This is a genomic window from Acinetobacter defluvii (genome assembly GCF_001704615.3).
In the GTDB taxonomy this organism is placed as follows: domain Bacteria; phylum Pseudomonadota; class Gammaproteobacteria; order Pseudomonadales; family Moraxellaceae; genus Acinetobacter; species Acinetobacter defluvii.
The window spans coordinates 2048384-2071467 of sequence record NZ_CP029397.2 but is presented as its reverse complement, the minus strand read 5'-3'; the positions used below and the strand labels follow the sequence as shown (position 1 = coordinate 2071467).

The 23084-nt window shown below is 37.5% G+C and carries 20 protein-coding genes; 9 read left to right on the top strand and 11 right to left on the bottom strand.

Features of this window, described 5'->3' with window-relative positions; genetic code table 11:
• Window positions 1-32: 32 nt before the first annotated feature.
• Complete coding sequence (locus tag DJ533_RS12320; RefSeq protein ID WP_065992654.1) at window positions 33-863, top strand: PhzF family phenazine biosynthesis protein; 831 nt, start codon at window positions 33-35, stop codon at window positions 861-863.
• 52 nt (window positions 864-915) lie between these two features.
• Here DJ533_RS12320 and DJ533_RS12315 read toward each other — a convergent pair whose 3' ends face one another.
• Window positions 916-1680, bottom strand: coding sequence for an AraC family transcriptional regulator (locus DJ533_RS12315; RefSeq protein WP_065992655.1), 765 nt, complete (start codon window positions 1678-1680; stop codon window positions 916-918).
• A 98-nt stretch (window positions 1681-1778) separates the two neighbouring features.
• Between DJ533_RS12315 and DJ533_RS12310 the strand changes: the two genes are divergently transcribed.
• Window positions 1779-2600: a sulfite exporter TauE/SafE family protein gene (locus DJ533_RS12310; protein WP_065992656.1), complete on the top strand. Its 822-nt coding sequence runs from the start codon at window positions 1779-1781 to the stop codon at window positions 2598-2600.
• Window positions 2601-2710: 110 nt separating this feature from the next.
• Complete coding sequence (locus tag DJ533_RS12305; RefSeq protein ID WP_065992658.1) at window positions 2711-5479, top strand: M16 family metallopeptidase; 2769 nt, start codon at window positions 2711-2713, stop codon at window positions 5477-5479.
• Between the two features lie 275 nt (window positions 5480-5754).
• Here the strand turns inward: DJ533_RS12305 and DJ533_RS12300 are convergent, their stop codons facing one another.
• A complete protein-coding gene (locus DJ533_RS12300; RefSeq protein ID WP_065992660.1) occupies window positions 5755-6444 on the bottom strand; it encodes a pirin family protein in 690 nt (229 codons plus the stop codon).
• Window positions 6445-6648: 204 nt separating this feature from the next.
• A complete protein-coding gene (locus DJ533_RS12295) occupies window positions 6649-7947 on the bottom strand; it encodes a L,D-transpeptidase family protein (protein WP_065992662.1) in 1299 nt (432 codons plus the stop codon).
• Between the two features lie 239 nt (window positions 7948-8186).
• Between DJ533_RS12295 and hemE the strand changes: the two genes are divergently transcribed.
• Together hemE and DJ533_RS12285 are read left to right on the top strand one after the other, a co-directional pair.
• A complete protein-coding gene (gene hemE, locus DJ533_RS12290; RefSeq protein ID WP_065992664.1) occupies window positions 8187-9260 on the top strand; it encodes a uroporphyrinogen decarboxylase in 1074 nt (357 codons plus the stop codon).
• 12 nt (window positions 9261-9272) lie between these two features.
• On the top strand, window positions 9273-10079 hold the full coding sequence (locus tag DJ533_RS12285) for a DUF817 domain-containing protein (RefSeq protein WP_065992665.1): 807 nt from the start codon (window positions 9273-9275) through the stop codon (window positions 10077-10079).
• A gap of 338 nt (window positions 10080-10417) precedes the next feature.
• On the opposite strand, the gene cysE is transcribed toward DJ533_RS12285, so the two are convergent.
• From cysE to dnaE, 3 genes are read right to left on the bottom strand one after another with little or no spacing between them, the layout of a single operon-like run.
• Window positions 10418-11218 carry a serine O-acetyltransferase gene (gene cysE, locus DJ533_RS12280; RefSeq protein ID WP_065992667.1) on the bottom strand — a complete coding sequence of 267 codons (801 nt, stop codon included), beginning with the start codon at window positions 11216-11218 and terminating at the stop codon, window positions 10418-10420.
• Complete coding sequence (locus tag DJ533_RS12275) at window positions 11218-12054, bottom strand: RNA methyltransferase (protein WP_065992669.1); 837 nt, start codon at window positions 12052-12054, stop codon at window positions 11218-11220. Before DJ533_RS12275 ends, cysE begins: the two co-directional genes overlap by 1 nt.
• Window positions 12055-12088: 34 nt before the next feature.
• Window positions 12089-15661, bottom strand: a complete 3573-nt coding sequence (dnaE, locus tag DJ533_RS12270; RefSeq protein WP_065992671.1) for a DNA polymerase III subunit alpha — start codon at window positions 15659-15661, stop codon at window positions 12089-12091.
• A 172-nt stretch (window positions 15662-15833) separates the two neighbouring features.
• Between dnaE and DJ533_RS12265 the strand changes: the two genes are divergently transcribed.
• Window positions 15834-16724 carry a tetratricopeptide repeat protein gene (locus DJ533_RS12265; protein ID WP_065992673.1) on the top strand — a complete coding sequence of 297 codons (891 nt, stop codon included), beginning with the start codon at window positions 15834-15836 and terminating at the stop codon, window positions 16722-16724.
• A 54-nt stretch (window positions 16725-16778) separates the two neighbouring features.
• Here DJ533_RS12265 and DJ533_RS12260 read toward each other — a convergent pair whose 3' ends face one another.
• From DJ533_RS12260 to DJ533_RS12250, 3 genes are all read right to left on the bottom strand, one after another.
• Window positions 16779-17837 (bottom strand): type II asparaginase, encoded by a 1059-nt coding sequence (locus tag DJ533_RS12260; protein WP_065992675.1) that lies wholly within the window; start codon window positions 17835-17837, stop codon window positions 16779-16781.
• A 363-nt stretch (window positions 17838-18200) separates the two neighbouring features.
• Window positions 18201-18668: a hypothetical protein gene (locus tag DJ533_RS12255; protein ID WP_065992677.1), complete on the bottom strand. Its 468-nt coding sequence runs from the start codon at window positions 18666-18668 to the stop codon at window positions 18201-18203.
• 146 nt (window positions 18669-18814) lie between these two features.
• A complete protein-coding gene (locus tag DJ533_RS12250) occupies window positions 18815-20245 on the bottom strand; it encodes a pyridoxal phosphate-dependent aminotransferase (protein WP_065992679.1) in 1431 nt (476 codons plus the stop codon).
• Between the two features lie 229 nt (window positions 20246-20474).
• On the opposite strand from DJ533_RS12250, the gene msrB reads away from it, so the two are divergent.
• Together msrB and DJ533_RS12240 are read left to right on the top strand one after the other, a co-directional pair.
• Complete coding sequence (msrB, locus tag DJ533_RS12245) at window positions 20475-20894, top strand: peptide-methionine (R)-S-oxide reductase MsrB (protein WP_065992681.1); 420 nt, start codon at window positions 20475-20477, stop codon at window positions 20892-20894.
• Window positions 20891-21373 carry a glutathione peroxidase gene (locus DJ533_RS12240; protein ID WP_065992683.1) on the top strand — a complete coding sequence of 161 codons (483 nt, stop codon included), beginning with the start codon at window positions 20891-20893 and terminating at the stop codon, window positions 21371-21373. Before msrB ends, DJ533_RS12240 begins: the two co-directional genes overlap by 4 nt.
• Before the next feature lie 117 nt (window positions 21374-21490).
• Here DJ533_RS12240 and DJ533_RS12235 read toward each other — a convergent pair whose 3' ends face one another.
• A complete protein-coding gene (locus tag DJ533_RS12235; RefSeq protein WP_065992685.1) occupies window positions 21491-21880 on the bottom strand; it encodes a DUF3144 domain-containing protein in 390 nt (129 codons plus the stop codon).
• A gap of 54 nt (window positions 21881-21934) precedes the next feature.
• Complete coding sequence (locus tag DJ533_RS12230) at window positions 21935-22312, bottom strand: DUF3144 domain-containing protein (RefSeq protein ID WP_065992687.1); 378 nt, start codon at window positions 22310-22312, stop codon at window positions 21935-21937.
• Window positions 22313-22403: 91 nt separating this feature from the next.
• Here DJ533_RS12230 and DJ533_RS12225 point away from each other — a divergent pair, with 91 nt between their 5' ends.
• On the top strand, window positions 22404-23036 hold the full coding sequence (locus tag DJ533_RS12225; protein WP_065992689.1) for a hypothetical protein: 633 nt from the start codon (window positions 22404-22406) through the stop codon (window positions 23034-23036).
• Window positions 23037-23084 lie beyond the last annotated feature (48 nt).

The following is a 23084-nucleotide window of genomic DNA, read 5'->3' as shown; positions in this document are numbered from 1 at the left end:
TTGCTTAAAATAATAAAAAATGGAGATATGCGATGAAAATGTACCAAGTAGACGCTTTTACACAAAGCTTATTTAAAGGAAATCCAGCAGCTGTATTGGTTTTAGATGAATGGCTCGATGATGCCTGGATGCAAAACATTGCTCAGGAAAATAATCTAGCAGAGACAGCTTTTGTTAAAAGAATCGATGACACTCATTATGAAATTCGATGGTTTACACCTACTTTAGAAGTCGATTTTTGTGGACATGCGACTTTAGCATCTGCATTTGTACTTTTTAAAGAGTTTACGATTGCAAAAACTGTCCATTTGCATGTTAAAAATTTAGGAATTTTTATCATTGAACAAGCGGAAGATGGCAAAATCAAAATGAATTTTCCAATTCGTGCAGCGCAGCCACTGACAGATTATCCAGAATTACTTAATTATGTGATTGACCAACCTTTTAAAGCAGTTTATCAAAATGCACAGGCATTTATTTTAGTATTGGAATCAGCGCAAGCTGTAATCGATGCTGTGCCAGATTTAGTTACTATACAAAAGTTAGCAGCAAGTTATCAAGTGAGTACTGCCATTACCGCATATACAGATCAGCCAGATGTCACCATTACTGCGACTTCTGAGCAATATGATTATGTTGCGCGTTATTTCGCACCACATAAAGGGATCAATGAAGATCCTGTGACAGGTTCGATGCATACAGGTTTAGCACCTTTATGGGCGGAGAAATTAGGGAAAAATCAATTGATTGCGTATCAAGCCTCAAAGCGTGGCGGTCAGTTATATTGCAAAATTTTAGATGAAAATCGTATCGAAATTTCAGGTTATGCAAAATTATATATGCAAGCAGAAATAGAGGTTTGATTGGATCAAATAGCACATGATTAAGCCGTAGAATGTATGTGTACTGATCAGATTAATGAAGCGATTTAGCGTATTGGGAAGGGCTTTGTCCGAGTACGCGATGAAACATGGTGCTAAAGGCTGCAGGATTTTGAAAGCCAAAATGATAAGCAATATGTTGGATCGACTGTCCTTGCATTATTTTTTCTAAACTAAGAAGCACACAGGCATGTTGTCGCCATTTTGAAAATGACATGCCGACTTCATTTTTGAAGAGGCGGCTAAAGTGTCGTTCACTCATAAAAATAGATGTTGCGATGTGCTCTGGGGATAAATGGATATTGGGATTTTTTAAAAATTTTTGACAGATCTCTAAAATCAGTGGTGTTTGTGGTAAAGGCAGATGTAGCGCAATGCTGGATGCAATTTTTAACTCCGATAAAATTAAATCAAAAATTTGCGTAGCATACAGTGAGTGAGGATCGTTTAATTCAGGTGCTTTTAGCAAAAGCTGTCGTAGTAAAGGGGTGATCGATAAAACTTCACATTGTTGAGAGGGTCTTGGTGAATATTCAGGTTGAATATACAAACTACAGGTTTTGACATTAAATAAAGTTAACTGATGCGGAGTGTGGGCAGGAATCCAAACAGCACGTTCAGGAGGAATAATCCAATTTCCTTGGGGTGTTTCAACATGGATGACACCTTGCGCACCATAAAGAAGTTGTATGCGTTGATGTGTATGCATCTCTAAGACGGTATGAGCTGCGTACTGTGTTTCAATTGCAAGAATTTTTTGTTCTAAATGTTCAACACTATGAATAGAAATCTGTTTCATATTCTTGTCTGATTGGCGTAATTAAAAGCGGAATATAACAAATTTTAGTGTGCTATCTCATCCTAAACTGGTCACGATTCGTTAAATTGTGATTGTGTATGGAAATTTATATTGCTTTATGTGTGGTAGGAATTGTGAGTGGCATGCTTACAATACTATTTGGTTTTGCGGGTGGTTTTGTCATCATTCCCATTGTATATAGTACGATCCGTCTCACCCACACAGTAGATTCTGCTGCTTATGCGATGGCATTCAAAAGTGCAATTGCAACGTCATTGTTATTGATGGTTTTAAATTCAGCATTGGCAAGTTATCAACAATATAAAAATAACCGAATCCAATTTCAGTATATTTTCCCACTCGCTTATTGGATTGCTTTGGGTGCGATCGTCGGAACAACACTCTCTTTTTTTATAAGTGCTTCTCTATTGAAATGGATTTTTGTCATCTATCTGCTTGTCACGATTGTGGATTGCCTCAAGCGACAGATGTTTTCAGTACATCATATAGTTGAAGAGCAAACACGTACATTAACCAGTACAGAAAAAACGCTGGGTGGTTTTTTGATTGGAAGTATTGCTGCTGCGTTGGGTGTCGGAGGAAGTGTGATGACGGTACCTTTATTTCGCCGTTGTGGTTTAAAAATGCTATCCGCCGTTGCATTAGCCAACCCTCTTTCAATACCTGTTGCAATTGCGGGGTGTCTAACATATGTATTTGGATCTATTCTGCACCCAATTTTTTTAGGAGCGCAATTCATTGGCTATTTTTATCTTCCTGCCTTGATTTGTTTGATTGTTGGAAGTTTTATAGGAATGAGAATTACGAAAAATTGGGGAACTAAATTTTCTAATACGATACATGAAAGAGGCTACATTATTTTGTTGATGTTGGTTCTTGCAGTTATATTGTTTCAATAAAACACATAAAGTCTAGAAATAAACAGCAATTTTTTCAAAAATTTACTGTATTTTTATGTAGGATTTTTTAAGATGAATGGTTGATAAAATTTAAAAAATTTGGACTTTTTATGTTAATGCGGTTGAAGAAACTTACTTTATCTCTTTGTTTATTGGGAATCAGTGCGACAGGTTTTGCACAAACGGTTTTAGTTAAAGCTGAACATGATATTGAAGAATATAAACTCGATAATGGCTTTCGAGTTTTACTTGCACCAAATGATAAAGAAAGCAAAGTTTTTGTAAATACAGTGTATTTCACAGGCTCTTTGAATGATCCTCAAGGCAAAGGTGGTTTGGCACATTTATTAGAACATTTGGCATTTAAAGGAACAGAAAATGTCAAAGGCGAAGAGTTTCAGCGCCGCCTAGATCGCTATACTTTGATGACCAATGCCAGTACAGATTACTATTCGACAAAATATACCAATATCGTCCGCCCTGAAACAGCAGCGCTCAATGAGATTATTTATTTAGAAGCTGAGCGTATGGACAAACTCGTCCTACAAGAAAAATATGTACCTTCTGAAATTAACATTGTCATGCGTGAGCGTGAAGTACGTATGGATCAGCCTTTTGCTGTGCTCATGGATCAAATGTGGAAAGCAGCTTATGGCAATCAGTCATTAGGACGTTTACCCATTGGTGATTTATCGGAATTACAATCGATTAAAATGAATGAGTTAAATAAATTTTATAAAGATTGGTATGCACCTAACAACGCGGTCATGGTGATTTCAGGAAAATTTGATAAAGCCGAAGTATTAAAGCAAATTGATAAAAACTTTAGTCCGATTCCTGCACGCAAGCTACCACAGCAAGCGCAAGTTCCATTGTTAGATTCTGCAAAAGTTAAAAATCGTCAATTCCTCGTAAAAAAGGGCAGTGACTTAGCCAAGTTTAATATTTATATGAATGGTAAAAATGAAGCCATTCAGCCAGTATTAGCATTAGCACCTTATTTATATACCTTACAACCGAGTGGTCATCTATATTCCAACATGGTGGAAACAGGAATTGCAACCAATGTGCAAGCTAGCACGTGGTTAGATGAAGATTTTAACTTGGTGTTTATGGGGGCAATTTACTCACCAAAACACGATGAGAAACGTATTGCTCAGTCTTTGATCGCTGAAGTCGAGAAAAATCCTAGTTTTAATGAGGTTGAATTAAAACGTGTTAAAAATCTCATGAAAAATGCACAAGATAATTTATTGACTAGTGCAACTGCAGTGGGTTCAATGCTGAGTGATTATGTGGTGTCTTCACAGGGTGACTGGACGCAATATTTTAAAGATCAGCAAGCCATTCAAGCGCTTACTGTCGAACAAACCAATCAAACTTTACAGGCATTTTTAACTACACAGCACCGTTTCAGTGGAGATATCAAACCCACCCCTGAAGAGCAAAAAAAAGCTTTAGAGCAAAAGCAAAGTAGTGAAACTGCGAAGACTTTAGATCAGCAAGCAGTTGCAGAAGAACCTTTAAAGTCGGCAGATGAGTATAAAAATGAAGTTGCTGAATATGTGAAAAGTTCAGAAAATTTATTAAAGCAAACGGAACAAAAAATTCAGCGTGGTAAGCTAAAAAATGGCATGCAATATGTGCTATTTCCAACCACTACTCGTGATGATAAAACCTATGCTACGATAAATATCGGCTTTGGTACTGCAGAGTCTTTGTTCAATAAAGATGAAGTTATTGAATTTACTTCTTATTTATTATTAAGAGCTTCAGATAAATATAGCTTGCAAGATATTGCAGATAAATCTATTGAATCTGGTGGTTTGGCAACTGCTTCTTCTGCGAATAATGGGATTGAAATTCAAATTTCAGCAAAAAGTGAAAAATTTGATGATTTCTTTGCTTATATCGTCGATGTGATGAAAAATCCAAAATTTGAGCAATCGCAGTTTGATTTGATCAAATTACAAAGCTTAGCGACTTTAGATCGACCTTATACCGAGCCTGAAACTGTTGCTGCACTCACGATTTCTCGTTTATTGGAAACGTATAAAGCAGGTGATTTACGTTATCATTATGAGCCTGAGCTTGCTAAGAAACAAATCAAGGCGATGTCTAATCAGCAAGTCAAAGATTTATATCAAAAATTCTTTACAACTGAACATGCACAAATTGCAATTACAGGAAAATATGACGCCAAACATATTCAAAATGTCTTAAATCAACAACTTGGAAACTGGAAAAGTAAAGAAAAATATCTGCGTTTAAGCGGAGATTTTGATCAATATAAAGCGCAAAAAGTTCATGCTTTATCAGAACAACGTGAGTTTGGTAATTATCAAAGTATTTTAACCATTCCTGTCGGAGCATATCATAAAGATGCACCTGCTTTGATTGTGTTGGATAGTATTTTAGGCGACTCACAATTGTCCTCACGTTTAGGTAAAGAATTACGTGAAAAGAATGCTTTAGTCTATGGTTTTGGCAGTCAGTTACAATTAGATGATGTGGTCGATTCAGGTGCGATTAAGGTCGAAGCAAATTATACAGCAGGTAAATCTGCACAAGTGTCACAAGTCATTCATCAAGTATTTACTGAGCTTTTAAATACGGGTGTGACAGAGCAAGAAGTGGAAGCAGCCAAAGCACGCATTATGAAAAAACGTGTTACTTCCCTTGAAGATGACCGTATTATTCATCAGATGCTTGTGCCCCAAATGCAAAATCAAAAAACGCTTATGGATCGTGCACAACGAGATCAGGAGTTTGCCAAGTTAGGCAAAGTTGATATTGATGCGGTAATTAAAAAATATATTAAGTTAGATCAACTAGTTGAAGTGATGGCAGACCAATATGGGAAGCCGCAAAAGCCTTGAGGAGCTAAGTGAGATATATAGTATTTTACTTAAAACCGAGTTAAGAAATTTGCTCGGTTTTCTTTTACTTAAATATTTGATCAGCGCTCAATATACTTAGGTTTCAATGTACTTTAAATTTTAATCATGCTAGCTTTTGCATTTAAACAACCTAATTTTTATGTAAGCTAAACTGTGCTAGGTCTATCATAATCCTAATTTTCTTAATCCTTATAAAAAAAGACCCTTATAAAAAAGACCCTTGCAAAAGCAAAGGTCTTTTCTAATAACTTAGCTTAATTGTTTAGGTCAAACCAAATGAATTGGCTGTTTTTGTTGGCATTGATGGTAGCGTTCTCATCAAATAAGTAAGCATCACCAGCCTTAACCACTTGACCTGCAATCTCAATTTCACCTTCAATCACATGGACATAGTTAAATTTTTGAGTGGCTTCAACAAGTAGTGAATGACCTTGCTCCAAGTATGCTGCTTTGATTTCAGCATTTTGACGAATGTGCATAGGCGCATTGTCATTTGGACCTGCTATTAATAGCCATTCATTTGGTGACTTTTTAGGATCACGCTCAATTTGTTGATAATTTGGTTCAGCATCACGTACATTCGGAATTACCCAAATTTGTAACATATGTACAGGCACATCACCATTGTTCATTTCACTATGTTGAACACCTGTACCAGCACTCATCAGTTGCCATTCACCTGCATTGATATGGCGTTCATTACCCATCGTGTCTTTATGAGAAATTGTACCTTGAAGCACACAGGTTAAGATTTCCATATTGTCGTGCGGGTGTGTACCAAAACCGTTATGTGCTGCAATAGTATCATCATTGATCACACGTAAAGAACCTACGCCCATATATTTAGGGTTGTACCAACTGCCGAATGAAAAACTATGTTTGCTGTCTAACCAACCAATTTGAGCATGACCACGGTCTTCACTACGGTGTAAGAAAGTATTCATATCAAATCTCCAAATCTTTATTATTAACTGAGTACTATCTTAGTCTTTGCAAATTTGAGTTGAAATATTAAACATGCAACGTATTGTTGTATTTTTGGAATGATCTCGTGTTGAAGATGCCTTGCTAAACATTTAGTGTAAATATTGGGTCTAATAAAAAACCAGTGCGAACACTGGTTGAATACTGATTACAAATAATATGGATTATTCTAAGAATTTAACAGTAACACCAGACTTAACTTTTTTACCTAAGTCATTAGCATCCCAGTTGGTTAGACGGATACAGCCATGTGATGCAGTTTTAGAAATTGCAGACGGATTTGGTGTACCGTGAATACCAAATGATTTTTTACTCAAACCAATCCAGATATTACCTACAGGACCATTTGGACCGGGTGGTAAAGATAAAGGTTTACGATTATTACCTTGCACAAAGTTACTTGGTGAATAGCCATACCAAGGATTTGGTGCTACACCTGTCACCTTATATGTACCAGTAGGTGATGGTGTGTCGGAACTCCCAATTGTTGCTGGGAATGAACCGACCATTTGGTTTTGAGCATTAAATAAATAAAGTTGTTTTGCACCCTTATGCGCTACGATCAAATGAATATTTTCAGGTAACTCATTGCGAATATTGGTCACAACGATTTTTTCACCTGCTTTTTTGAAAGTCGCTTTTGGATTTAATTTCTTTAAGAAATCTTCATCCATGTGAAATTTTTCAGCTAACATTTCAGTTACACGTGTGTAATACAAACCTTTCATTTTTGCTTGTAAGGCATAGTCACGTGGAATAGATGCAGCATAAGGACCTTTGAGGTCTGCTTCTGTGATGGTGTATTCTACAAATGCGGGTTTACCACCTTGTTTTGCCACTAAGGTATCCCAAGTTTCTTTGGTCAGTTCACCTGTTGGTTTTAAACCATTCATTTGTTGAAATGAAGAAATGGCTTTCAGGGTATTCATACCACTTGAACCATCGATTGCACCTGGTGAAGCATGTGAGTTGTTTAACATCACATGGGCACGCGCATACACAGGGAATTGACCTTTACCAATATTTTCATACCATTCAGCATTATTGATACCATCTAAAGTCCAAGATGCTTTATTAGCATTGCTTGATTTTGTTGTTGATGGTGCTGTACTAGGCGTTGTTGTTTCTGTCGTACTTGGTGTCGCTTTTTCTGTGGTTGTGCTCGGTGCAGCAATGGCTGTATCAGCAGTTTTATCTTCAGTTTTTTCTAAATTTTGCAGTGTATTGGCAGCTTGATCTAAATCATTCAGCTCTTGTTGAGAAATTTGAGCTTCGCTTGCACTGCCAGTATTGACTGTAGAGGCAGCGGAAGATTCGACAGCAAGAGGATCAATAGGATCTTCAATTGCTATAGATGTTACTTTATGAGGGCTAAGGGGTTGCTCAGCAGTTGTAGGTGCAGCAAATGCTGTGCCAGTGAAAATACAACTTAAACTCAAAGCAAGAATTGAGCGAACGAACATGTAATTCAACCTTAAGAATTATTCATACTGATTTAATAAACTAGGCAAGTATTGCAGAAAATAAATGGAGATGCAGTATTTGTTTTGTTTAAATCTTATTTTTTATGCAATTCTATGCCTGTGATAAAAATGAGATTTCAAATAATTTTCAAAAATTAAAATCTCACCAGAAATGACGATATGGGATAGATTTTTGCTATGATGAGCGACATTGTTCAATTTAAAAAATAGGAAAGTAAATGACGACCCTCAAGAATGATCGTTTTCTACGTGCTTTGCTACGTGAACCTGTCGATACCACGCCTGTGTGGATGATGCGTCAAGCAGGTCGTTATCTACCTGAGTATCGTGAAACACGAGCTAAAGCAGGTGATTTTCTTTCTTTGTGTAAAAATACTGAATTTGCTTGTGAAGTGACTTTACAACCTTTGCGTCGTTATGATTTAGACGCTGCGATTTTATTTTCTGATATTTTAACAATTCCTGATGCATTAGGCTTAGGTCTGTATTTTGAAACAGGTGAAGGACCTAAGTTTCATAAAACGATTCGTACTGAACAAGACGTTGCCAATTTGCCTAAATTCAATGCTAAATCTGATTTGGATTATGTCATGAATGCAGTTTCGACCATTCGTTCTGCTTTAGGTGGGCAGGTGCCATTGATTGGCTTTTCGGGTAGCCCATGGACGTTGGCCACTTATATGGTTGAAGGTGGCTCGAGTAAAGATTTTCGTTTTACGAAACAGATGATGTATGCCCAACCCGAAGTTTTGCATGCATTGTTAGAGCGTTTGGCTGATGCAGTCACAGAATATTTAAATGCACAAATTGATGCAGGTGCACAAGCGATTCAGATTTTTGACAGTTGGGGCGGGGCACTTGCCCATCGTGAATATATTGAATTTTCATTGAAGTATATGCAGAGAATTGTATCAGGTTTACAACGTGAAAAAGACGGGCGTAAGATTCCTGTAATTTTATTTACCAAAGGTGGCGGGCAATGGTTAGAACCTATGCTTGCAACGGGTGCGGATGCTTTAGGTTTGGATTGGACAACCTCGCTCAATGTTGCACGTCAAACTGTCAATGGTCGTGTAGCATTACAAGGGAACTTAGATCCTGCAACTTTATATGGTTCAGCAGCAAGTATTGAAAAAGCGACGAAAGCCATGTTAGATGACGCCTATGCCAACGGTGAAAAAACAGGTTATGTTGCCAACTTAGGTCATGGTATTACCCAATGGGTGGATCCTGCACAGCCAAAAATATTTATCGATACTGTGCATGAATATAGTGCAAAATATTTGGGCTAAGTTATTCGACACATGCGGTATTTAAAATCAAGTATAGAATTTACCTTTAAGGCAGCATCGGCTGCCTTATTTGGTATTTTATTGCTTATCGCTTTTGCTTTGACAGCAAAAATGGGCAGTCATGAATATTACAGTTTGTTTCGCTATGATTATTTATTGATCTATGCTTTACTGATTCAAACATGTTTGCTTTATCTCAAGCTTGAATCTTGGGCAGAAGCCAAAGTGATCGCACTATTTCATCTCATGGCAATGGTTATGGAAATTTTCCTTACCCATCCTCAAATTGCTTCATGGCAGTATCCACAGCCTGCTGTTTTTAAAATTATGACGGTGCCTTTATTTGCTGGATTTATGTATTCGGCAGTGGGAAGTTTTTTCGCACGTTCACTTAGACTATACCAAGTTTCATTCACACATTTACCTCATTTTGCCAATATGCTGTGTTTAGCGGTATTGTCTTATATCAACTTTATGAGCAAATTTTTTGTGCCAGATATTCGTAATATTTTGTTTGCTTGGAGTATTTTTATTTTCTGGAAAACAAAAATTCGTTTTCGATTACAACAACATCAATTTCAACTACCGATGTTACCTATTCTTATTTTATTGGCATTTATTATTTGGATTGCAGAGAATATCAGTACTTTTTATAAAATTTGGTTATATCCGAGTCAGGTCGATGCATGGCATATGGTCGGCTGGGGGAAATTAGGTTCATGGTATTTATTGTTATTGCTTAGTTTGGTTTTGGTTTTAAAGATTTTGGGAAATAGAACAGATACAGGGGATTGGACAGTACGGCAGCTAGAAAAATAATCAATGCAGTAATCGTGATAGCGATTTTTGTTTGATTTAGTTATTGAAAGGCGATTTGCGACCTTATATTAGAGTGTTAATTTATTGATTATGGAATTAATAGAGGTAGTTATAAGATTCTAAAAATAAAAATTGATATAGGGGGCAGCTTAACTTGATCTCAAATATCGAAAATAATAGAACTAGAAATAGTCTGCAGGGATCTTATTGAAACTAAAATGAAGAACATGACTTTATAATAATTTGAAAATAAAGCCATGTCGATTTTGTAATACTTGAACATTAAAAAAGTGAAAATTTATTTACCCGTTCGTAAAGTAATTTTCCTAAAAGTTAAATCATTTACTCTGTGCTTCACATTCACGGCGAAGTTCCTCAATGATTTTTAACTCTTCATCACTAAAAGGGGTTTCTTTGGCTTGCTGTTTATTAAAGGTGGGATCAAGCAAAGATAAACGATGACATAAATTGTTCATTCGCATTTCATTGTGTTGAATACGCTCAAGTAAAACACGCATACCCTCAAGCATCGGGTCAGACTGATCTTGGGTTGCTGCATAGGGTTGGAAACCAATACTTTCAGCATAATCACGGCGTTGTTTTTCTTGCACATTGTCTTTTTCTTTATCTTTAAAAATTAAACGAGCAGGACTTCCGACAGCAGTTACACCTTCAGGAATGGCTTTGGTAACGACTGTATTTGAACCAACTTTGGCATTTTTACCGACAGTAAAAGGTCCTAAAATTTTTGCGCCAGCACCCACGACAACGCCGTCTTCGAGGGTCGGATGACGCTTGCCTTTATTCCAAGTTGTACCACCTAAGGTTACGCCATGATATAAGGTAACATCATCTCCAATTTCAGCAGTTTCACCGATCACTACCCCCATGCCATGATCAATGAAAAAACGTTTGCCGATTTTTGCACCTGGATGGATTTCAATGCCTGTGGCAAAACGACTAAAAGAGGACAAGATACGTGCTGAAGTTTTACATTCTTTTTTCCATAATTCGTGTGCAACCCGATGCATAATTAATGCATGAATGCCTGGATAAGTGGTTAAAACTTCAAATGTATTGCGTGCAGCAGGATCTCGCGCAAATACAGCTTGGATATCTTCTTTGAGCTGTTTCAGCATCAGTTTTGATCCTCTTTCGATTTTGAACTTTTCCATGTGCCATTATTCAAGGCTTGAACTCGACTAAATATGCCTCGAAGTAAATGATATTCCATTTTATCTAATTGTATACGTCCAAATAAACGGCGCAAGCGTAATGGTAATAATCTTGGATTTTTTGGATCCATAAATTCAATTTCAGCCAACATTTTTTCGATATGCGGATAAAATTGTGCCATTTGTTCATGCGTGACCAAAGGTTCGTCCCAATGCATATCTTCGGAATCGGTCACATGCATTACCGCTTGATCATCATGTTTTTTATCTGAAAACTCTATAGCTGCCATACGCATTTCATAGCAAATCACTTGAATGGCTTGTGCAACATTGAGCACACCATAATCAGTATTTACAGGAATAGTCACATGATAGTTGGCTAATGCCAATTCTTCATTGGTCAGTCCTCGATCTTCACGACCAAAGACAATGGCAATTTCTTGCTGTCCTTGTATCACGGCTTGCATTGATTTTTGTGCAGCAGGACGTGCATCTAGTAAAGGCCAAGGAATAGTACGACTACGTGCGCTTGTACCAAATACCAAATGACAGTCTTTAATTGCGTCTTCTAAAGTTTCAACGATTTCAATCTGTTCAATCAGATCGGCTGCACCTGCTGCCAGCGCATCAATATCGGGATGTGGATAGGTTTTTGGTGCCACCAAGACTAACTTTGATAACCCCATCGTTTTCATGGCACGTAAAGCACTACCAATATTTGCAGGTAATGTGGTATTGACCATGACAATACGCACATGGCTTAAATGCTGCGAAAGTGCAGCATTATCAATAATATCCATGATATTTCCAAAATATAGCTTGAATGAGAAGATGTTAAGAAAATTGACTGACTTCAGCGTTATACATGTCCATTGCATCATCCATACTCATATCCTCTGGCGGAGGAGCAACTTGGGTAGGTTGGGCAAGTTCTCGATGATCCACAGTTTTTGCAGCCTTAGACTTGACTTGATACTGGATATGAATGGCTTCTTTACCAAAATATTCACGCAGTTTAAACAGCAAATCATCCAGTGGCGCAACTTTCCATTGTGCACCCAAATGTACATCGGCACTGGCATAGTCATAATCAACTTGGATTTGAAATGGAATATGCTGACACATATCAACATTACAATAGGGGAGGAGAATTTTTTGTAGATCACTAGCTAAAGTTTTGCTGATTATATCGGGCTTGAGTTCAATGGCGATAGAGTTTGCCCGTTTTTGACGGATTTCATTGAGGCTAAAAGCTTTGGTTAAGCGTCCCATCGGGCGATCATAACCTTCACGCTCATAAATTTCACCTTCAATCACCACCACTTTTTCATTTTGTAAAATGTCTTTAAAGCGTTGGAAACGCTCATGATTCGCTGAAACCTCAATACGTGCTGTACCATCATCGAGCGTAATCATCATACGGTTCGGGAAGTTGGCAACATCTACCACTAATCCTGCAAATACCGTGGTGACACCACGACGAGTAGGCGTAAGCTCATTAATCCGTTGAGAAATAAAAGACTTTAATTCAGGACGATAAACATCAATCGGATGACCTGTTAAATACAAACCTAAAGTATCTTTTTCACCTTTTAAACGAACTTCATCTGACCATGGTTTCACCGGTTTGGCTGGTTTACGCTGAACTTCTTCAACTTCACCAAATAAGTCCATGATGCCAGTTTCACGGTTAGAACGAGCTTGTTCAGCAGCTTGCACAGCTTCAGGTAGTTGCGCCATGATGGTCGAACGTTCCATGCCTAAGCAGTCTAAAGCACCTGCACGAATCAGCGCTTCAAGGGTGCGTTTATTGATTTTTTTCAGGTCAATACGATGGCAGAAATCAAATAAATCTTTATAAGGACCCTCTTGTTCACGTGAATCAATCACGGATTGCATGGCTTGTTCACCAACCCCTTTGATCGCACCTAAACCATAAATGATGGTTTTTTCATCGCTGGCATAGAAATGGTAAAAGGACATATTAATAGACGGTGGCAGTACTTCTAAGCCATTGATACGACAGTCATCAATCAAAAATACGATGTTATCGGTATTTTGCATTTCCGATGACATCACTGCGGCTAAAAATTCAGAAGGATAATGTGCTTTAAGCCAAGCAGTTTGATAAGCTACTAAGGCATAGGCAGCCGCATGGGATTTGTTAAAACCGTAGCCAGCAAATTTTTCCATATAGTCGAAAATATGGTTGGCTGTTTTTTCGTCAATGTCTTTTTTCGCAGCACCTTCAATAAAGATTTGACGTTGCTTAACCATTTCTTCGGGTTTCTTTTTACCCATGGCACGACGTAAAATGTCCGCACCACCCAAAGAATAGCCTGCACAGAACTGAGCAGCTTGCATTACTTGTTCTTGGTACACCATGATGCCGTAGGTCGGTTCGAGTACACTTTCAAGCAAAGGATGTAAATACTCAAACTCCCCCCCATGCATACGGTGAATAAAGTCTGGAATAAGATCCATTGGACCGGGGCGGTACAAGGACACAAAGGCAATAATTTCTTCAAACTTACTTGGGCGTGCTTCTTTGAGCATTTTTTTCATGCCCACGGATTCAAACTGGAATACCGCAGTGGTATTGGCATCAGCGAATACGGTATAGGCATCTTTATCGTCTAAAGGAATATGTGCTATGTCTAGTGGCGTTTCTGACAGAATACGTTTATTAATATTTTGAACAGCATCTTCGATTACGGTTAAATTTCGCAGACCCAAGAAGTCAAATTTAACCAAACCAGCAGCTTCAACATCATCTTTGTCAAATTGGGCAACACGGTTGGTGCCATCTTCATCACACAAAACTGCTGAATAATCAGTAATTTTAGTTGGTGCAATGACCACACCACCTGCGTGTTTTCCTGTATTTCGGGTAATGCCTTCGAGTTTAAGTGCCATTTCCCAAATTTCGGCAGCATCTTCATGATCAGGATTAGATGGATTAGTGACAATATCTTTGAGTTGTGGCTCGGCTTCTATTGATTCTTCTAAACTTAAACCTAAAGGTTTAGTTGGGATCATTTTGGAAATACGATCAGCCAAACCATAAGATTTACCTAAAACACGTGCTACATCTCGAATCGCACCTTTGGCTGCCATCGTACCAAATGTTGCAATCTGAGAAACAGCATCACGACCATAATGACGTGCCACATAGTCAATGACTTTATCTCGACCTGCGATACAAAAATCGACGTCAAAGTCGGGCATGGATACACGTTCAGGGTTTAAGAAACGTTCAAAGAGTAAGTCATAACGTAATGGGTCTAAATCCGTAATTTTTAAACTGAAAGCGACCAATGAACCTGCACCAGAACCACGCCCCGGACCCACAGGAACCCCGTTATTTTTTGACCATTGAATAAAATCCATGACGATCAGGAAGTAGCCTGGGAATCCCATTTTATTAATAATGCCAAGCTCATAGGCAAGGCGCTCATCATAAGGCTTACGGATTTCTGCCCAATCTTCATCTCGTTTTTCAATCGGATATAAAACAGCTAAACGCTCTTCTAAACCTTCTTCAGATAAATGTTCAAAGAAGGTGTTAATAGTATGACCTTCAGGGATTGGATAATCTGGTAAGTCATGGAAACCTAAGCGTAAAGACACAGTACAACGTTTAGCGATTTCAACGGTATTTTGAATCGCACTTGGGATATCTGAAAAGAGCTCGACCATTTGCGCTGAACTTTTGAAATATTGTTCAGGGCTGTAGTTTTTGGGACGTTTGTCATCACCTAAAACATAACCGTCGGCAATACAAACACGTGCTTCATGTGCTTCATAATCTTCAGGTTTAACAAAATGCACATCATTATGTGCAACCACACCGATGTTATATTTACATGCAAGTTTTACTGCTTCTTGGTTAAAGTCTTCTTCTCTCGGGCGGTCAGTACGTGTCAGTGCTAAATAAACACGATTGCCAAATTTTTCGATCCATTCTTCAAGCAAAGGCTCGGCTTTCTGTGGGTTCGAAGACACCAACATTTGCCCAACATCACTATGTAAACCGAGCAGCACGATAATGTCCTGCTGCTGTTCTAAAACCCATTGTTTTTGAATACATGGGATAGAAAGTTGCTGACCTTCAATGAATCCACGGGACACAATCTCAGTCAGCCCACGCCAACCTTTTTTGGTCATCGCCAGTAGCGTTACTTTATGCTCAGCATCATTTAAACGAATAGTGCTACCAAAAATAGGCTTAATGCCTTTACTTAGACATTTATTATAAAATTTAACCGCTGCATGTAAGTTGGATAAGTCTGTAATCGCTAACGCAGGCATTTCATCCTTAGCAGCAGCTGAAATCAGATCAGGTATCCGTACAATCGATTCTGTAATCGAAAACTCTGTATGAATACCAAGATGAACAAACTGCATAGATGAATCCCTTTTTAAACCGCCTCCGATTTTACCACGCTTCATTTATATATGCAGATGAAACTTAAGTGAACTTATTTTGTTAATGGCTGGATGAATATTTTGCAATCAGTAAAAAAAATTAATATCATCGGGTTTTACAATAATCTGCGGACTTTCTGAAAGGAAATACATGAAAATTAGAACACTTTTACTCTTGGGTTGTTTGGCATTACCTATCACCACGATGGTTTATGCAGAAGAAGTTCAATATAGTGCAACATTGCTTAAAAAAGCACAATCTGGTGATGCGCAAGCGCAATATGATTTGGGTGAAGCTTATTATCAAGGTTATGGTGTTGAAGAGGATTTAGATAAAGCTTTAGAGTGGTATAAAAAAGCAGCCGCAAAAGGCAACTTAGATGCAATTTACTCGATTGGGTATATGTATGATGAAGGCGAAGCTGTTGAAGAAAACAATGTAGAAGCCATGAAATGGCTGTTAAAAGCAGCGGAAAAAGGGCATTTACTGGCACAATATCGTTATGGCTTTACTTTGGAGTCAGGTGAGGATGGCGTAAAAGCTGATCCAAAGAAATCAATGATGTGGATTACGAAAGCTGCCGATGGTGGATTGTCTGATGCACAATATCACCTTGGTTATAACTATGAAATGGGTGAGTTTGTAGAAAAAGACCTTAAAAAAGCCATTAAGTATTATGAGCTTGCAGTTGCACAAGAAAACCGTGATGCGCAAAATAATCTAGGGGTTTTATACCATGATGGTGAGGGCGTAACCCAAGATTATGCCAAAGCACTTAAACTATATACGGCAGCTTCAGAACAAGGAAATGAGCTTGCATCTTCAAATATTGGTGTTTTGTACGAAAATGGCGAAGGTGTGAAAAAAGATTTTAAACGCGCAGCAAAATATTATGAGTTAGCCTATGAGCAAGGCGACCATTCGGCACTCGAAAGTTTGGCAAACTTATATGAAACAGGTGGTTTTGGTTTGAAGAAGGATTTAAGCAAAGCCAGAGAATATCGTGAAGCCATCGATGCGACTGCAGCAGCAGAAGATTAATAGTTATTTTTTGAATAAGCGCCAAATTGGCGCTTATTTTTTTAAACATTTAAATTAATACTCCCAAAACATACGTTGAATTTCTTTAGCATTTTTGGTTTTAGTAAGCGCAAGAGCAGCAAGTAGTTTCGCCTTTTGCGGATTTAAATCATGGGCAACTACCCAACCATATTTATCATCAGGTTGTTCAGCGTTTCTGAGTACAAAACCTTGTGGAACTCGTGCTGAGCGAATGATTTGTACGCCTTGTTGCTGTAATTGATTCAAAGTAGGTACGATATAATTGGGAATTGAACCATTTCCTGTCCCTGCATTAATAATCGCTTTCGCACCTGCTTTTGCATAAGCTTGATACGCATCAGGCAGCATATTGCCAGAACCGTATACAATTTGTACCAGTGGTAAAGCATCTCCTTGAATATTTTCAATATTAAACTCAGAAGAATTGTTAAATCGTTTTGCAACATTTCTGAACCAATAAGGTTTACCTTCAACCAATGTTCCTAAAGCACCCCATTGGCTAGCAAAAGCATTGGTATGAATATTGATAGTCTTGGTGACATCACGTGCTGCAAAAATACTATCATTCATGAGCACAAAAACGCCTTTACCTTTAGCACTATCGGCTGCTGCAAGTGCAACTGCACTATAAAGATTCAAAGGACCGTCGGCAGAAAGTGCTGAAGGTGGGCGCATCGAGCCAACCACGACAATTGGTTTATCTGTATGTACGGTTAGACCTAAAAAGAATGCTGTTTCCTCTAAAGTATCTGTACCATGTGTAATCACCACACCGTTTACATCTGGTTTTTTGACCAGCTCATTGACTTTACGGGCAATGGTTAAAAGTTCTTTATCCGTGATACTTTCAGATGCAATTTGTAAGGCTTGTACACCTGTCACATTGGCTAAATTTTGAATCTGTGGAACAGCATTCAATAAATCATCTACAGGAACTTTGGCAGCGGTGTAAGTTGCACTATTGGTTGAGTTTGCACCTGCACCTGCAATTGTCCCGCCTGTAGCAACTACCACAACATTATTTTTGGCAAAAGTTGAAAAGGGTAATAATAAACCCAAGCTTAAAGTCAGTGCCGTCAGTGTTCTCTTCATTGTCTTTCCTTATTGAAGTTCGGTACAGTCCAAGCATTTTTGTACTACTTTTAACTTAATATAAAGAATAATGTTTTGCACATACCTTTTTTAAAATGTGTTTTTTTGAATAATCACTCAAATTTATAGTCAAAATACTTGATCATGTGAAAATAGATGAGCACTGTGTGAGTATAGAGCTGAAAAGTGATAATTTATAAGCTAATAAAGATTCTAAATATGAAAAATTTACCTATTTTGGCTAAAAAGGTTATTTTGATTCAAAGTAAAGACTTCCTTAAAATTAAGTATTTTTAAGGAAGAAATTTTTAGTAAAATAGAGTTACTTTTGAAGTTGTTTAATTCGCGGATTCAAAATGAAGTTTACTGTTTTTTTAGAATATAAATAAAACCGAATTCAGGTGTGATATATAAAGATAATTGTTCATTAACAAATAAAAAATGAGTTCTTTCTTTCAAATAAGTTTGTTCGACGAAGCTGATAGCATGATATTGCTTTTGTGGGTCAATCATCTTGAGGAAGGTGGATGAAATATAAAATTCAGACTCAGGGTGACTATTAACTTGTTGTTTATTGATTCGATCAATAATTTTTTTACCTTGAATATAAACGATTTTTTGATCCATGCTTTTAGGAAAGTTTGTTTCAGATTTTGAGGTGGAGGGGTAAGGTGGGTAATCTTCCATTCCATATTTAGATACTTCAATGGTATCCGTATTAGGATAACCCTCCCATTTGCCATAAGAGGCAGCGATATTATTAAAGTCGGCAAATATACTTGGACTTTGAAACACCATTAGAGTGAATAAAAGTATTTTAATTTTTTTCATACGTGGTAAATCTCATTTAAGTATTTGTTTTATTTTTTAATTTAATGGCTAATGAAACTGTGGTAATAAGCATAACAAGTTTTTTTAAATTTAAAAATAGAAGTTAAGCGGTTTGCTTAACTTCTATTACATAATATTTTTGAATCTTAACGGATTTTAGATAAGAAACGACCTAAACGCGTGAGTGCTTCGCGTAATTCATTTTCAGCAGGTAAGAACACTACGCGGAAATGATCAGGGGTTGGCCAGTTAAAGCCTGTACCTTGAACTAACAATACTTTTTCAGCTTTCAAGAAATCCAACATGAACTTTTCGTCATCTTCAATTGGATAAATTTCAGGATCAAGTTTAGGGAAACAATACATCGCACCTTCAGGTTTAACACAGCTTACTCCCGGAATGTCATTTAACATTTCCCAAGCGATATTGCGTTGTTCATATAAGCGACCGCCCGGACGAATCAAATCATTGATCGACTGATAACCGCCAAGCGCTGTTTGGATCGCATACTGAGCTTGGTGATTTGCACACAAGCGCATAGAGGCAAGCATATCTAAACCTTCAATATAATCCATCGCACGAGATTTATCGCCTGTGATCGCCATCCAACCTGAACGATAACCTGCGATACGATATGCTTTAGACAACCCGTTAAATGAAATACAGAGTTGATTGCCTGCCAAAGCTGCAACTGATACATGTTCAATACCGTCATAAACAATTTTGTCGTAAATCTCATCAGCAAACAAAATTAAGTCATATTTTTTAGCCAAAGCGACAATTTGCTCTAACACATGACGCGGATAAACTGAACCTGTGGGATTGTTTGGGTTAATAATCACAATCCCACGCGTATTAGGTGTGATTTTGCTTTCCATATCAGCAATATCAGGATACCAGTAGTTTTGGTCATCACATTTATAATGAATCGCTGTACCACCAGAAAGATTGACCGCAGCCGTCCATAAAGGATAGTCAGGCATTGGAATCAACATTTCATCGCCATCATCCAGCAAACCTTGCATCGCCATCACGATCAGTTCAGATACGCCATTACCGACATACACGTCATTGACGTGCATATTCAAAATGCCTTTTTGCTGATAATACTGACAAATGGCTTTACGTGCAGGGAAAATCCCTTTTGAATCTGTATAGCCAATCGCATTCGGTAAATTCAGCGCAACATCATTAATAATTTCTTGTGGTGCTTCAAAACCAAATGGGGCAGGGTTACCAATGTTTAGTTTAATAATTTTATGCCCCGCTTCTTCCATCTCGTTGGCCGCGCGTAACACAGGTCCACGGATGTCGTAGCATACATGCTCGAGCTTAGACGATTTTTTTATTTCGCGTGGGGTTTGGATACTGTTCGGCATTTTGAGGTTCTCGGAAAGAGTGGAGTTCACTTTTGCATAACGATATAAGTAACTTTTAAATGTTTCTGTTGTTACAAGATCAAGATCATGTTTGTCTTTGAGTAAAGCGACAATTTTTTCATGGGTAAATCCTTCCTGTTGATATTGTTTAATCACAGGGAGAAGATTTTTGAAAATTACGCTTTTTTTCTGCGACATTTTTTAATCCTGAACAAGAACAAGCCTAAGGTTAACACTAAATTTGCTCACAAAAAAGAATTAATTGAATAAATTTGCTTACCTTGAGTTTAAATTTGCTTTCTTTTTGCTATTGGTGTCATTGGTAAGTCTTTTGTAAATTGTGAAGTTAGGACTAGAAATTTTAAGATGAATCACGTAAATATAAGATTATCCTATTTTAAGTGGCATGATCGTAAAGGAAATAGTCATGGGAAAACTCAATAAAACAGAAAGAGAGTGGCAAAGAGAATTATCGCCAGAAGAATTTAAAATAACACGCCAAAAGGGAACTGAACCTGCATTTACAGGGAAATATTGGAATACCAAGCAGCAAGGAACTTATGTATGCCGTTGCTGTGGCACGCCTTTATTTTCCTCAGAAACCAAATATGACAGTGGTAGTGGTTGGCCAAGTTTTTATAAACCTATCAATGCTGCTGCGGTTGAAGAGCATGATGATGGTTCGCATGGTATGCAACGTACAGAAATTATCTGTCACCATTGTGATGCGCACTTAGGACATGTCTTTGAAGATGGTCCACAACCCACAGGTTTGCGCTATTGTGTAAACTCAGCTTCATTAGAACTCCAAACAGAAGAAAAAAGTGACGAGGGAACTTATCCATGACCAATATTTATCAGTTTGAAGCTGAGTTATTAGAGGGGGAAAATAAGGCTTTTTCAGATTATAAAGGGAAAGTTTTATTGATTGTAAATACTGCGAGTAAGTGTGGATTTACACCACAATTTGCAGGTTTGGAAAAGTTATATGAAAAATATCATGATCAAGGCTTTGAAGTTCTAGGTTTTCCATGTAACCAATTTGGTGGACAAGACCCCGGTAGCAATGAACAAATTGGAGAATATTGCCAGCGGAACTATGGTGTGAAATTTCCAATGTTTGCCAAAGTAGATGTTAAAGGGCCTGAAGCACATGTGATTTTTCGTTATTTAACCAATAACAGCAAAGGTGTATTAGGTAATGGCATCAAATGGAATTTCACTAAATTTTTAATCAATAAAAAAGGTGAAGTGATTAATCGTTACGCCCCAACGACTAAGCCAGAAGCTTTACAAGAGGATATTGAGAAAGCATTAGCTGAATAGTTTTTTTAGAAATTGTTCGGCTAAAACGATGCAGTCTGCAAATATTTTGAAGTAGGATAATCTATAAAAAGCAAAGCCTTGCATAGAGCAAGGCTTTTTTGATGCATGGCAGATAAATTAATGCTCATGATCATGTTTATGTGTATGAAAATCTTCATTTTTACGGAAGCGTAAATAATTTTCAAATTGTTCACAGTATTCATCATAATTATCTTCTAACATCATTTGAAACTGTTGAAGAATGTAAGACATCACTTGATCTTTGGCATCACGCATCTCATTAGCGTCTTTAAAGGTATTGGCAGCTACCCAAGTATTAAAACGGGCTGTGCCGAATAACATCGCTGCACTGACTTGACTGCGTAACTCACTTGGATCCGGCTTTTCACCTTTGGGCGGACGACAAAACTCATTGGCTTGTTTAATAAATTCGTCAGCACGCTCAAAAAAAACCGCATTTAACGCTTCTTCTTCGGTGACATCCGTCGCATCAATTTTTTGAGACATGAAAATTTCCACAACAATGGTTTAAATATAACAACATTATAGGCAATCTTGCCCTTAAACGAAACGTTTAACTTCATCCTCAGGCGGATTCATATATTCTTCAAAATTATTGGAATATTCTTCAAAATTATCTTCAAGCATCAATTTATATTGTTCTAAGAAATAGTTTAAAACTTGTTCTTTGTTGGCTTTTAAATCTTCAGCTTTGTTATAACCGCATGCGGTTAACCAAATGTTGAAACGTGCATTGGCATACATCAAAGATGCACTCACTTTTGCTGCGGAATTTGCAAATTCTTCATCACCATTGGATGCATCTGAAAGCTCATTGGCAAGGGCAATAAACTCATCTGCACGTTGGTAAAATTGTTCATCTGCAACGGTTTCAACAGGCTCTAATAAACTGTCAAAATTATTAGAATTTTCTGACATATTAAATTTCTCAATGACTTGTATGTATAAATGAACTATAGCATACTTAAAATAGCCTAAGTATTTAAATCACAAACTTTCAGGATGCCTTATGCAAGATGCAATCGCAGTACAAAGTTTAAAAAGTGACATTGCTTTATTACGTCAAAATATTTGGCCACCACTAGAATTAGCCAATGTTGAAGGCTTGCCGATTTATTATGGAACGAAACAACAAGTTGCTGATTATTATCAGCAATGGACAGGCTTGATTGAACGGGCGCAAGATTTATTTCAGCCGTTTATGCAAGATGAAGTTTTGGATGTAATTCATCTGCCGAGTCATTTAAATTTACCGCTATTTTTCTTTCATGTAGACCGCATTCGCATTAATAAAACGCGTGCCAAAGAATCTAAAACGTTTCGTGGTCTTGCCAGTTTAATGGAAAAATGTGGACAGTTTGAGCCTGAGCAAGTTCTTGCAATGAAGCAATGGTTAGACAGCGATGATACCGCTGCATTGGTCGCACATCGTGAATTTATTGATTTGCGTACTTATATTTTCCAACATGGACAAAGTGAATATACACGCACCCGTTTTTATGTGAATGGCTTGGTTTTAAGTACAGAACAACATTTTGAATTGGTAGACGCGCGTGATAAACCCAGAAAACAGCGCAATGACAGTTATAGCGATCCTTTAGCAGACAATACGACTTGGAAGGTTTTTGGGAAATATCGTTAAGTGTATTTCCCAAAGTATTTTAAAGACCGCTTAGGTTCTACTTATATA